At 73.9% G+C, this 12,528-nt stretch carries 10 protein-coding genes; 2 read left to right on the top strand and 8 right to left on the bottom strand.

The annotated features are described in order from the left end of the window. Positions 1–21: 21 nt before the first annotated feature. From RB614_RS33410 to RB614_RS33400, 3 genes are all read right to left on the bottom strand, one after another. A complete protein-coding gene (locus RB614_RS33410) occupies positions 22–1,860 on the bottom strand; it encodes an IS1182 family transposase (RefSeq protein ID WP_308716692.1) in 1,839 nt (612 codons plus the stop codon). A gap of 78 nt (positions 1,861–1,938) precedes the next feature. Beyond that, positions 1,939–2,826 carry an SAM-dependent methyltransferase gene (locus RB614_RS33405; protein WP_308716691.1) on the bottom strand — a complete coding sequence of 296 codons (888 nt, stop codon included), beginning with the start codon at positions 2,824–2,826 and terminating at the stop codon, positions 1,939–1,941. A 14-nt stretch (positions 2,827–2,840) separates the two neighbouring features. Continuing rightward, positions 2,841–4,064, bottom strand: a complete 1,224-nt coding sequence (locus RB614_RS33400) for an alkane 1-monooxygenase (protein ID WP_308716690.1) — start codon at positions 4,062–4,064, stop codon at positions 2,841–2,843. 200 nt (positions 4,065–4,264) lie between these two features. On the opposite strand from RB614_RS33400, the gene RB614_RS33395 reads away from it, so the two are divergent. Next, positions 4,265–5,671, top strand: a complete 1,407-nt coding sequence (locus tag RB614_RS33395) for a hypothetical protein (RefSeq protein ID WP_308716689.1) — start codon at positions 4,265–4,267, stop codon at positions 5,669–5,671. 69 nt (positions 5,672–5,740) lie between these two features. Here the strand turns inward: RB614_RS33395 and RB614_RS33390 are convergent, their stop codons facing one another. Genes RB614_RS33390 through serA form a run of 3 tightly spaced genes read right to left on the bottom strand, consistent with a single transcriptional unit; the run spans position 5,741 to position 9,571 of the window. Next, positions 5,741–6,919: a hypothetical protein gene (locus RB614_RS33390; protein WP_308716688.1), complete on the bottom strand. Its 1,179-nt coding sequence runs from the start codon at positions 6,917–6,919 to the stop codon at positions 5,741–5,743. Positions 6,920–6,965: 46 nt separating this feature from the next. Further along, positions 6,966–8,336: an FAD-binding oxidoreductase gene (locus RB614_RS33385; protein ID WP_308716687.1), complete on the bottom strand. Its 1,371-nt coding sequence runs from the start codon at positions 8,334–8,336 to the stop codon at positions 6,966–6,968. Beyond that, on the bottom strand, positions 8,333–9,571 hold the full coding sequence (serA, locus tag RB614_RS33380; protein ID WP_308716686.1) for a phosphoglycerate dehydrogenase: 1,239 nt from the start codon (positions 9,569–9,571) through the stop codon (positions 8,333–8,335). Before serA ends, RB614_RS33385 begins: the two co-directional genes overlap by 4 nt. 129 nt (positions 9,572–9,700) lie before the next feature. Here serA and RB614_RS33375 point away from each other — a divergent pair, with 129 nt between their 5' ends. Then, on the top strand, positions 9,701–10,723 hold the full coding sequence (locus RB614_RS33375) for a PrsW family intramembrane metalloprotease (RefSeq protein ID WP_308716685.1): 1,023 nt from the start codon (positions 9,701–9,703) through the stop codon (positions 10,721–10,723). On the opposite strand, the gene RB614_RS33370 is transcribed toward RB614_RS33375, so the two are convergent. Then, positions 10,716–11,375, bottom strand: coding sequence for a response regulator (locus RB614_RS33370; RefSeq protein ID WP_308716684.1), 660 nt, complete (start codon positions 11,373–11,375; stop codon positions 10,716–10,718). The two genes, RB614_RS33375 and RB614_RS33370, sit on opposite strands and share 8 nt — an antisense overlap. Further along, positions 11,372–12,526 carry a sensor histidine kinase gene (locus RB614_RS33365; protein WP_308716683.1) on the bottom strand — a complete coding sequence of 385 codons (1,155 nt, stop codon included), beginning with the start codon at positions 12,524–12,526 and terminating at the stop codon, positions 11,372–11,374. Before RB614_RS33365 ends, RB614_RS33370 begins: the two co-directional genes overlap by 4 nt. Positions 12,527–12,528 lie beyond the last annotated feature (2 nt).

Genomic DNA, 12,528 nt, shown 5'->3' with positions numbered 1-12,528 from the left:
GACTCTGCTGGCGAATTGGTGTTAGGCGGCGAGGTCGTATTGGAGTTGGGCGAAGCGGCTGTGGCGGGTTGGGTGGAGTGGGTGGCCGGTGATCCAGGCGTCGGCGCGGGCGATGTTGATGGCGGTGGCGGTGAGGAGGCTGTTTAGGTGGGTTTTGGGTTGTCCGGTGTAGCGGGTTCGGCGTAGTCGGTAGGCGCGGACGGCTTGGGAGATGGTGCCTTCGACGCCGGCGCGGGTGGCGTAGCGGCGCTGCCAGGTGGTGGTTTGTTGGTCGGTGCGGGCTTGGGTGAGGGCTTGTTGTTGTTCGCGGGGGGCGAGGCTGATGCTGCGCGCCCCTGAGGTGTTGCGGGTGCATTTGGGCCGGTCGGGGCAGGGCATGCAGTCGGTGCGGGAGAACAGCACGGTGGTCTTGCCGGGTTGGCTGGGGTGTTGTTTCCAGCTGATGCTGGTGGCGCCGGCTGGGCAGGTGGCCTGCTGCTGGTCCCAGTCGATGGTGAAGGTGGGCAGGGTGTGGCCGCCGTCGGTGTGGGCTTGCCAGGAGGCGTCGGGCAGGACCGGGCCGGTCAGGGTGATGCCGTGGTTACGGCGGGCGGTGATGAGTAGTTCGGCGTCGATGTAGCCGGCGTCGACCAGATGTTCGTCCGGGGTCAGGTCCCGGGCCGCCTGGGCTTGGTGGATCTGGTCGGTGACCTGCACGTCGCAGACGGTGGCGGCGGTGGTCAGCACGGCGGTGATCAGGTGCGGGTGGTCGTCGGTGCAGGTCTCGCAGAGGTGGACCTTGTAACCCTCCCAACCGTGCCCGCGTTTCATCCCGTACCGGGCGTCGGTGTCATACGCAGAGACGATCCTGTCGGCGGCGGGGGCTAACCCGTCCTCCTTCGGCTCACGCAGCCGCGCCCCGCGCTCGTCGCGGTAGAACTGCTGGATCCACACGGTCCGTAGGGTCTGCACGGCCGACAGTTCCGCCGCCCAGGCAGGCGCGTCCGGCCGGGACAACGCTCCGGCCAGCGTGTATCCATCCTCGGCGATGGTTTGTGTGAGGGTGACACGTTCGGTCTCGCTCTTGGGTAGCCGCCACTGGTCGATCCGGGGCCCGTACCGCTCATACCAATCGGTCGGCACCCAGCCCGCCAACCACGGCCCGGCCACCCCCGCGAGGGCCTCCAACGCCGCCCGCAGCGTCTCACCAACCAGTTCCAGGCGGTTCAACGACCGGACCGCGGCCAGCACATGCGTCGAGTCGCTGCGCTGACGACGGGCCCCGCCCAACATGCCCGCCTCGCGCAGGATGCCCAACACCCGATCGAAGATCAACCGTTCGGCGGCGTCCGCATCGACCAGCCGGGACCGGAACTCACTCAACACCGAGGCGTCGAACCCGGCATCGTCCAACTCCAGACCGAGCAGGTACTTCCAGTCGATCCGGCCCCGGACCATGTCAGCAGCCTGCCGATCGGTCAGGTTCTCCATGAACTGCAACACCGACACCAACGCCAGCCGCGCCGGCGACAGCCCGGGCCGACCCCGCACCGCGAACAACTCCCCAAACTCGCGATCATCAAAACGAACCCGCAGCTCATCACGCATCCGCAGGTACACATTCCCCCGCCGGAACGCAGCCCGAGCCAGCCGCGCGGTCTGCTCCGGAACCCCACGATCCTCACCAGGCCGCAGCGACACCACGCCACCATCCACAATCGACACCAGACCAGACCCGCAATCCTGGACCAGCACCAAGACCAGCACCCGCAGACACGCCACAAATTCGCCAGCAGAGTCCTGCGTGGGCCGGTCCGTACCACGATCTCCGCCGTGGGCCGATCTCCACGCCGGTCCGCGCGGCGGCGCCCGGCCGGCCAAGGCCGGCGCGACGGCGTGCGGGGCCGGCGGTGGCGTGCCCGGCGGCGGGCGGCCCGAGCGCGCCGGGCTGGCGGGGGGTCAGACCCGTTCGAGCACCAGCAGGCGGTACTCCAGCCAGCGCCGCGACAGCCCCGCCTGCAACGCCGAGCCACCGATCAGGTTGGCCCAGAAGGGCATCTCGACCAGCCGGCCGCGCAGCCCGGGCAGCGTGCCCGCAGCGGCCAGGACCAGGTCGATCGCCCGGTCCCGCGGGCGTCCCAGGCGCAGGTAGGCGGTGAGGTCCAGGTCTTCGAGCAGCCGCAGGCCCGCGGACTCGCCCATGGCGGCGAACTCCGCCACGGTGTGCAGGCTGCCGATGCGCCAGCCGGCGCGAAACCGGCCCAGGCAGCGCTCGCGGGCCGGAAGCCCGCGATCCTTGCCGGTCATCCAGTCGTCGCACAGGACCAGGCGGCCGCCCGGAAGCAGGCGTGCGGCCAGCGACGAGATCAGCTCCGCCAGCGACGGCGCGTGTACCACCGACTCGATGGCGACCATCGCGTGGTAGCGCGGCTCGGCGGGAAGCCGGGCGAAGTCGCCCTGGACGACCTGACAGCGATCGGCCAGCCCTTCGGCCGCCAGCCGCTTCTCGGCGATCTCGGCCTGCACCCGGCTGATCGTCACGCCGGTCACCTGGGCGTCCATCGCCCGAGCCAGCCGGACCACCGTCGCGCCCACACCGCAGCCAAGATCGAGCACTCGCCCCTCGCCGGCCGGCACCTGGCCGCTCAGGCGCTCGACCACCAAGCGGTTGACGGCGTCCGCGGCCTCGGTCGGGTTCGTGACGCCCGGCGTCCACAGTCCACGGTGGATGGCGTCGTTGCTGGAGCTCTCGCCGAAGCGCAGGAAGCGCCGGGTGTTTGCGTCGTAGTAGTCCGCTACGCGATTGACATGCTCGGTCGTTGCGCTTTCGGTCGATTGCGAACGCACGGGCACGAACCCTATCAGGGGCCAGGAGCCGGTGTGGCGATGCCCGATGTGGACGGTCGCCGCGTAGCGGCGTCCAGAGTGGATGAACGGCCGTAGCGTGCGCGCAGCCGCCGGGTGGCGGGTGGGTGGAGGTTGGCCAGGGACAGGTCGCCGCCGTAGTGGGCGACCACCCGCGGGTCCATGAGGCGCCGCCACAGCGGGGTGACCAGGGCCGTCACGACCATGGTGGCGTACCCGGCCGGGAGCTGCGGGGACTGGTCGAAGCTGCGCAGCGTCTGGTAGCGCCGCAGCGGGTTGGCGTGGTGGTCGCTGTGTCGCTGGAGCTGGAAGAGGAAGACGTTGGTGACGACGCGGTCGCTGTTCCAGCTGTGCCGCGGGTCCACCTTCTCGTACCGGCCGGCCGCGTTGCGCTGCCGGCGCAGGCCGTAGTGCTCGAGGTAGTTGACCACCTCCAGCAGCGAGAAGCCGACGACCGCCTGCAGCAGCAGGAACGGCAGCACCCGTACCCCGAACGCGGCGACCAGCCCACCGACCAGCACGGCCGTCATCGCCCACGCGTTCAGCACGTTGTTTCGCCAGGTCCACGGCGTGCGCGACCGCAACCGGAAGCGCGCGGTCTCCAGCCGCCAGGCCGAGACGAGGCTGCCCAGGACGGTACGCGGCCAGAACGCCCAGAAGCTCTCGCCCAGCCGGGCGCTGGCCGGGTCTTCGGGGGTGGCGACCCGCACGTGGTGGCCGCGGTTGTGCTCGACGTAGAAGTGCCCGTAGCCGGTGGGGGCCAGCGCGACCTTCGACAGCCACCGCTCCACCGCCTCGCGCTTGTGCCCGAGCTCGTGGGCGGTGTTGATGGCGATGCCGTTGACGATCCCGGTGGTGAGCACCAGGCCGGCCACGCCCACCACGCCCAGGTCGCCGCGGACCCAGACCGCGCAGCACAGCGCCAGTCCCGCGTACTGGGCGGGCAGGTACAGGTAGGTGATCCAGCGGTAGTACCGGACCCGCTGGAGCCGGCCGGCCACCTCCTCCGGCGGGTTGCGGGGGTCGTCGCCGAGGAGCACGTCGACGGCGGGGATGGCGCCGAACACGACGACCGGCGCGATCCACCAGGCCCAGCCGACCCCGCCGGTCGCCCACCACACGGCGAACCCGGCGAACGGCAGCGCGGGCACCAGCAGCGCCAGCGGCCAGGCGTACCGCTTGGGGTCGCGCCACCTCCGGGCGCCGCTTCGCCGGTCCACGTCGACCTCCCCAGGGTGAACGGCTACTCGAACGTAACCTGGCCGACGCCGGGCCGCTTGGCAAGGGCCTCACACGTTGGAGTGCCGGCGCGGCGCTGAACGGACGGCGAAGTCCGCCAGATCAGCGGTCCCGCCGGCGGGCTCCCAGACGTGATCATGGTGATCTACACCCATCGGCTCGAAACGGGGGAAACGCGGCAGTGCTGTTCGATGTCAAACCGGAGGAGTTCCGCCGGGAGACGCTCCGCGACCTGCGCTACCTCGCCGCCGGTACGGACGCGTTGCGCGAGGCGACCCACCTGCTCGACGACGCCATCCGGGACATGGACCACAACGCCCAGCGGGCCGCCCGGGAGACCCTGGAAGGGCTGCGGACGCTCTCCGCCCAGGCCGACCACACCAACTACCTGCTCGGCGCGCTGATCGCGACCCAGCAGGACATCCTGAACGTGCTCCGCTCCCCGCGCGCCACCGAGGCGGCCGAGCTGCAGCGGCGGGCGGTCTCGGCGGCCGGCCGCGGGCTCTGGCGGGAGGCGATCGGCGACTTCGACAAGTCGATCGCGATCAACTGGGACCAGCCGACCGCGCACCTCGGGCGGGGCCTGGCGATCCTCGGCATGTCCGGCGGCCGGGGGTCGGCGGGCAGCCACGCCGAGGCGGCCGAGTCGTTCGAGAAGGCGGCGCGGTACGCGGTACCGGCCGAGCCCGGGCTCGCCGTGCAGGCCGTGCAGCACGCGGTCGTCGTCAACGACCACCTGGGCCGCCGGGCCAAGAGCGACGAGCTGCTGCGCTGGGCCACCGAAGCGCTGCCCGGCTCGCCGGAGATCGCCTTCTCGGCCGCGCTGCGGTTCCGCTCCGCCGACCTGCTCCGCCGGGCGGTACGGCTGGACCCGACGCTCGCCGCCGACGCCGCCTGGCAGGCGCTGCCGTTCGCCGCCCCGGTGGTGACCTCGGTCCGGGCCGAGCAGCGGTCGGCCATCGACGCGGCGGTCCGGGCGATCGCCGGCGCCCGCCCGTACGGCTCGGTACCCCAGGTCAGCCCCGGCCGCGCCGCCGGCATCCTGGACGGCTTCGACGCGCTGCGCGGGCTCACGCCGCACCTGGCCGGCGCGCGCCAGGTGGTCGAGCGGCCGACCGCCGACGAGCGGCGGCTCACCGAGGCGATGGGGGCCGACAGCGGCCGCATCCACCAGCTCAACGGCAAGGTGTCGTCGATCAGGAGCAAGCGGATCCCGCTGCGCGGCTGGTTGATCGGCGCGGCGGTCGTCGCGTTCGTCGCACCCTGCGTGGCCGGGATGATCCAGGCCGGGCGGCGCGGCCAGGAGGCGGCCGACGCGGTGCTCCTGCCGGCGTTCGTGGTGACGCTCGTGGTGCTCGGCGTCGCGGTGCCGCTGCTCGCCGCCGTCACCCGGCGGCTCCGGGTGGACGCGCACCGGGCCGGCATGCGCGCGGCCGAGCAGCGCCGCGGCAGCCGCCAGCGCGAGGCCGGCGAGCTCACCGGCCGGCGCCAGGCCGCGCTGGGCGAGCTCACCCGGGCCGCGGACGCGGTGACCCGGCTGACCGCCCGCTCCGCCGAGGCGTACCCGGGGGCGCCGGCGCCGCGGTAGCCGTCAGCCGGCGGCCGGGCCCCGGTGCGGGGCCCGGCCGGTGCGTTCAGCGGTAGGTGGTGCCGGCGGTCAGCCGGGGCCGCCGGCGGGACGGAGCCGCCGGACCTTGCCGCTCGGGTCGGCGCGGAGCCGGTCGGCGCGGGCGGCGAAGGCCTCCGGGTCGAGGGCGGCCAGCGCCCGCCACGCCTCGCCGCGGACCCGCGCGTTCGGATGCTCCAGGAAGCGGACGACCCGGCCGGCGTCCTCGCGGGTACCCATGTCGGCCAGCCCGGCCAGCGCGCCGACGGTCGTGGCCGGAGTGCCGCCGGCGCCGGCGAGCGTCCGGCGGTACAGGTCGGCGGAGCCGGTGTGGCCGAGGGCGCGCAGGCCGGCGCGGGCCAGGTAGCGCACCCGGGCGTCGGGGTCGAGCAGGGCGCGGCGCAGGTACGGTTCGCCGTCCGGGCGGCGGGCCCGGGCGCGCAGCACCCGCCACCGGATACGCGGGTTGGTGTCCGATTCCAACAAGGCCAGCAGGTGATGGCGCGCGGCCGGGTCCAGGCTCGGCGCGGTCGCCACGGCGGCGGCCCAGAGCCGCAGCGGCGGGTCGCCGGTGCGGACCGCGTGCTCGGCGGCGGCGGCCGGCTCGACCGTGGCGAGCAGGCGCAGGCAGGCCGCGGCCACGGCCGGGTCGCCGCCCCGGGCCCCGGTCCAGAGGGCGGCCCGCCCCGCCGGGTCACCCGCGACGAGCAGTTCGCCGATCGCGCGGGCGACCGGGCCGGCGCGGCGGCGCGCGCCCAGCCCCTCGACCAGCGGCAGCAGCGGTACCAGTGCGGTGGCGCTGCCGGCGGTGAGCCGGGCCCGCACCGCCGCGACGGCCCGCCGGCGCACCGGGTCGACCGGGTCGTTGAGCCGCAACAGCAGGTACGGCAGCGCGAACGGCCCGGCCCGGCCGGCCAGCCACCGCACGCCGGCCTCGCGCAGGTATCCGGACCGGTCGAAGGTCGCCAGCGCCGCCACCGCCTCGGCGGACCGGCCGAAGTCCCCGGTCAGCGCGCCGGCGCCGAGCACCGGGGCGAGCGTGCGGCGGCGGCCCCGGTAGGCGCCCTCCAGGACGGCGACGGCGTCCGGCGTGGCGGCCCGCAGCAGCCGGTCGAGCTCGCCGGCGGCCCGCGCCGGATCGAGGGGCCAGGAACGCAGCACCTCCTCGACGCCGGCGACCAGGCGCTCGGCGTTCCACCGCCGCGCCCACCCGTCCCGCTCCCAGCGCACCGGCGCAGGCTACCTGGCGCGGCGCCGCACCGCGCCGGGGCCGCGGCTACGCCGGCAGGAGGACGCCGGGGTTGAGCAGGCCGGCCGGGTCGAGCGCGGCCTTGATCCGGCGCATCGCCTCGATCTCCTGGGGCGTGCGGGACAGCGGCAGCCAGGGCGCCTTCGCCCGGCCGACGCCGTGTTCGGAGCTGATGCTGCCGCGGTGCGCCGCGACGAGGCGGAGCACCGCGTCGGTGACCTCTTCGGCCCGCTCGCCCGCGTCCAGCACGTTCACGTGGAGGTTGCCCTCGTTGAGGTGTCCGAAAACGATCGCCCGGGCGGCGGGCGCCACCGCCGCCACCGCGCCGGGCAGCTCCGCGACGAACGCGGAGAGCTCACCCAGGGGGACGCAGACGTCGAGCTTGGTCGGTACGCCGGCGGCGCCGATCGCCTCGGTGTGCGCCTCCCGGTACGACCAGAGGCGGTCGAGCCCGGCCCGGTCCGACGCCACCGTGGCGTCGACGACCGCGTCGCAGCCGGCGAGGATCTCCAGCACGCCGTCGGTCGGGTCGGTCCGCGCCGCGCACTCCAGCACCACGTAGGCCCCGGCGGGCTCGCCGAACGGCGCCGGCAGCCGCGCGTACGAGCGGACCAGGTCGAGGCCGTCCGGGTAGAAGACCTCCGCGGCCGACAGCGCGGGAAGCTCCCGCGCCGCCGCGAGCAGATCCAGTGCCCCGTCCGTCCCGGCCACCGCGACCAGGGCCACCGCCCGCGCCGGCAGCAGGGGTACGAGACGCAGGCGGACCCGGGTCACGACGGCGAGGGTGCCTTCGCTGCCGGCGAGCAGCTGGGTCAGGTCGTAGCCGGTGTTGTCCTTGGCGAGCCCGCCCAGCCGGGCCAGCACCGTGCCGTCGGCCAGTACCGCCTCCAAGCCGGCGACCTGCGCGCGCATGCTGCCGTACCGCAGCACCCGGATGCCGCCGGCGTTGGTGGCGACCATCCCGCCGACCGTGGCGGCCGAGCGGGCGGCCAGGTCGACGCCGAAGTCGAGCCCGGCCGCGCGGGCGTGCCCCTGCAGCCGCTCCAGCGTCACGCCGGCGTCGACCGTCACCTGGGCCTCGACCGCGTCCACCGGCTCGACCCGGTCCAGCCGGGCGAGGCTGACCAGCACCTCGCCGCCGGCCGGTACGCCCGCGCCGACCAGCCCGGTGTTGCCGCCCTGGACCACGATCGGCGCCCCGGCCGCGGCGCAGGCCCGTACCACGGCGGCCACCTCGCCGGTGTCGCCCGGCCGTACGACGCAGCGGGCGCGGCCGGTGAAGCGGCGGGTCCAGTCGGTCTCGTACGGCGCGCGCAGGTCGCCGTCGACGAGCACGTGCGTCGCGCCCACGACAGCCCGGAGCGCGTCTTCCAGCTCGGTCACGAAAGGCTCTGTCATGAAAGGACGCGCAGGCGGATGGTCTGCTCCATCTCGCGCAGCCGGGCGAGCACGTCGTCGGGGTAGTCCACGCCGATGTCGGTCAGCAGGTAGCCGTACTCGCCGCGGGTGGAGAGCAGCTGCCCCTCGACGTTGACCGCGTGGTCGGCCAGGATGCTGTTGACCTGCGCCAGTACGCCCGGGGTGTTGTGGTGCACGTGGGCGATCCGGTGGGTCAGCGGCGGCTGCGGCAGCGCGATTGTCGGCAGGTTGACGCTCAGCGTGGTGTTGCCCTCGCTGACGTACTGGGCCAGCTTGTTGGCGACGAACCCGCCGATGTCGGCCTGCGCCTCCTCGGTCGAGCCACCGATGTGCGGGGTGAGGATCACGTTGGGCAGGCCGCGCAGCTCCGACCGGAACTCGTCGCCGCGCCCCTTCGGCTCCTGCGCGAACACGTCGATCGCGGCGCCGGCGATGTGCCCGCTCTCCAGGTGCCGGCGCAGCGCCGGGTAGTCGATCACGAAGCCGCGGGACAGGTTGAGGAACAGGCTGCGCGGGCGCATCCGGGCGAACTGCTCCTCGCCGAAGAAGCCGCTGTTGCCGGGGCGGCCGTCGACGTGCAGGGTGACCGTCTCGGCCACTTCGAGGAGCTCGTCGAGGGTGTCGCAGCGCTTGGCGTTGCCCAGCGCGAGCTTGTCGGCCGTGTCGTAGAAGTACACCCGCATGCCCAGGGCCTCGGCCAGCACGGACAGCTGGGTGCCGATGTTGCCGTACCCGACGATGCCGAGCGTCCGCCCGCGGACCTCGTGGCTGCCGGTGGCGGCCTTGTCCCACACGCCGGCGTGCATCGCGGTGTTCTTCTCGACCGCGCGGCGGGCGAGCATGATGATCTCGGCCAGCGCCAGCTCGACCACGCTGCGGGTGTTGGAGAACGGCGCGTTGAAGACCGCGACTCCGTCCCGCGCGGCGGCGGCCAGGTCGATCTGGTCGGTGCCGATGCAGAACGCGCCGACGCCGAGCAGCTGCGAACCGGCCTCCAGCACCCGCGCCGTCACCCGGGTCTTGGACCGCACCCCGAGCAGCTGGACGCCCTGGACCCGCTCGATCAGCTCGTCTTCGTCGAGCGCGCTGGAAACGGTCTCGACGACGCAGCCGGCGGCGTGCAGCCGGGACACGGCGTCGGGATGGATGCTCTCCAGGAGCAGGGCGCGGATCTTTTCGTGGCTGGCCATGATGTCCGTTTCAGTCCTGGGCATTCGGCTGAAAGCCCAGGTGAGATCGTAGCCGGGCGGCAGTGTGCGCCCTTTTTGGGCTGTTCTTTCATCATCTGTGGGGAAAGCCGGCTAGCCTGATCTTGGTGTGTGTCGGGTGAGAGGAGCATCGCGATGCACGACAATCTCGTCCACGCCGAGGCCGGCCCGGCGGCGGCCACCACGGCGGAGCGTCCGGACCGCGGCCCGTTCCGGTGGAAGGGCGTCCTGCTCGGCGGCGCGGTGATCTGGGTGTTGATGCTCGCCGCCCTGCTGCTCACGCACAACGTCGCGCTGCTGCCCGCGATCGCGATCATCGGTGCCGGCACCGTGCCGCTGAGCGTGGTGCTGCGCAACGGGGAGCGCCGTGCCGGTACCGGCCTCACCCTCGACGACCTCTTCTACGCGTTCCTCATCGGCGGTACCGTCGGCATCCTGCTCGGCGGTGTCTTCGACGCCGAGGTCGAGCGCCTGCTCGGCAGCGGCGGGGCGCTGCTGCTCGCCGGCTTCGTCGAGGAGGCGGCGAAGGCCGTGGCGCTGATCTGGGTGGCCCGTCGGGTCGCCGCGCGCTCGATGCGGGCCGGGATCTACCTGGGCGCCGCGGTGGGCGCCGGGTTCGCCACCTTCGAGACCACCTTCTACGCGATGCGCGGGCTGCTCACCGGCAGTACGGCCAACGTGCTGCGCGACCTGCCCGGCGTCGTCGGCGCGGTGGTCGGCACCGAGGTCTTCCGGGCGGTGCTGTCGCCGTTCATGCACATCACCTGGACCGCCATCCTCGGCGGTGTGCTGTTCGCCGCGACCCGGAACGGCAGGTTCCGGCTGACCCCGGCGGTGGTCGGCACGTACGTCCTGGTCGCGGTCCTGCACGGCCTCTGGGACGGTGCCGTGCCGGCCGCCGCCCAGGCGGCGGCGAAGGCGGTCGACTCGGCCTACCGGACGCTGCACCATCCGCGCGGCGACTGGTCCGCGGCACAGTCGCACGTCCAGGCCGAGGCGTCGCTCGCCTCCTTCGGCGTGCTCCTCGGCGGCTACCTCGTCGTGATCGCCACCGGGCTGCTGGTGCTGCGCGCGATGACCAGGCACGCCAGGGCCGTGGAGGAGGCGGAACGATCCGCCGCGGCGGGCCGGGCGGCATACCGTGGCGGCCTCACGTGACCAGGCCCCGGCGGTAGGCGTAGACCACCGCCTGTACCCGGTCGCGCAGGTCGAGCTTGGTGAGGATGCGGGACACGTACGTCTTGACGGTCTCGTGGCTGATCACCAGCGCGGCGGCGATCTCGCTGTTGGAGAGGCCGTCGGCGATCAGGCGGAGCACCTCCAGCTCGCGCGGGGTCAGCGGGACGTCGCCCGCCGTGCCCTCGGCGGGGCGGATCCGCGCGGCGTACCGGCCGACGAGCTGGCGGGTCACCTCGGGGGCCAGCAGCGCCGCGCCGGTGGCGACGGTCCGGATGCCGTGCAGCAGCTGGGCCGGCGGCGCGTCCTTGAGCAGGAAGCCGCTGGCTCCCGCGCGCAGCGCCTCGTACACGTACTCGTCGAGGTTGAACGTCGTCACGACGAGCACCTTGACCGGATGCGCGACGCCGGCGCCGGCCAGCCGGCGGGTCGCCTCGATGCCGTCGAGGACCGGCATCCGCACGTCCATCACCACCACGTCCGGCCGGAGCCGGCCGGCGAGGTCGACCGCGGCGCGCCCGTCGCCGCACTCGCCGACCACTTCGAGATCGGGCTGGGCGTCGATGATCGTGACGAACCCGGTGCGGATCAGCGCCTGGTCGTCGCAGACCAGGACCCGGATCGGCTCGCTCACGCGTGGCTCCCGGCGGGGATGCGGGCGCGCACGACGAAGCCGCCGCCCGGCCGCCCACCCGCGCTGAAGTCGCCGCCGAGCACGCCGACCCGTTCGCGGAGCCCGGTGAGGCCGCGCCCGCTGCCGCCCGGCGCGGCGGCGCGCGAACCGGGGCCGTCGGTGCTCACCTCCACGGTGACGTCCCTCGGCCCGTGGCGCACGTGGACCACGGTGCGGCTGCCGTGCGCGTACTTGAGGGCGTTGGTCAGCGCCTCCTGCACGACCCGGTAGGCGGTGACCTCGGCGCTGCCGGTCGTCCCCGCGGCGTGACCCTCCACTGTGAACTCCACCGGCTGGCCGGCCCGCCGGGTCTGCTCCACCAGCGTGTCGAGCTCGCCGACCGAGGCCGCCACCGGCTCGGTGCCGTGGTCCGGGTTGAGCAGGTCGAGCAGGTGACGCAGGTCGGCGATGGCCCGCCGGCCGGTGTCGGTGACCGCGGTCAGTGCCTGGTCGAGGCGTTCCGGGGCGGCGGTCAGGTACCGCGCCGACTCGGCCTGCACCACCATCGCCGTCACGTGGTGGGTCACCACGTCGTGGAGCTCGCGGGCGATGCGGGTGCGCTCGGCGACGCGGGTGGTCTCGGCGAGGTGGTCGCGGCGTTCGGCCTCGGCGGCCCGGGACAGCCGCAGCCACGCCCCGATGCCCCAGGCGATGACCAGCGCCAGGTAGAACGTGACGAACCCGGAGACCCCTTCGGACGATCCGCGCCGGTCCAGCTCGACCGCGAGCGGCACGTACGCCACGGAGACCAGCACGGCGGTGGTGATCCGGTGGCGTTCCTGGTGGGCGCCGGCGCTGAGCAGCGCGATCGCCAGCGCGGTCCCGGAGACCGCGTGGTAGGCGCGGAGCTGGTCGACGGCGAAGCCGGCCGACACCAGGGCGAGGCAGGCGGCCGGCCACCGGCGGCGCAGGGCGAGCGGGAGGCTCTCGAGGGCGACCACCGCGACCGCGAGCGCGTCGAACGGGCGCTGTGGCAGGTTGCCGACCTGCGTGCCGTAGCCGCTCAGCCACGGTACGAACGACGCGGCGGCGAGCAGCAGCGCGAACGGGAGATCCCGGACGGTGACGTCGTACCGCCGCCACCGGTCCGGGAGCCGCCGGAGATCGAACACCG

This window comes from Phytohabitans maris (assembly GCF_031085175.1).
Taxonomy (GTDB): domain Bacteria; phylum Actinomycetota; class Actinomycetes; order Mycobacteriales; family Micromonosporaceae; genus Phytohabitans; species Phytohabitans maris.
The sequence above is the reverse complement of the archived record's forward strand: the minus strand, read 5'-3'. Positions and strand labels throughout refer to the sequence as shown.

Bases quoted from the DNA above. Each gene is read 5' to 3' on its own strand.
- RB614_RS33385 (WP_308716687.1), bottom strand. From the start codon at position 8,336: ATGACAGAGCCTTTCGTGACCGAGCTGGAAGACGCGCTCCGGGCTGTC.
- serA (WP_308716686.1), bottom strand. From the start codon at position 9,571: ATGCCCAGGACTGAAACGGACATCATGGCCAGCCACGAAAAGATCCGC.
- RB614_RS33375 (WP_308716685.1), top strand. From the start codon at position 9,701: ATGCACGACAATCTCGTCCACGCCGAGGCCGGCCCGGCGGCGGCCACC.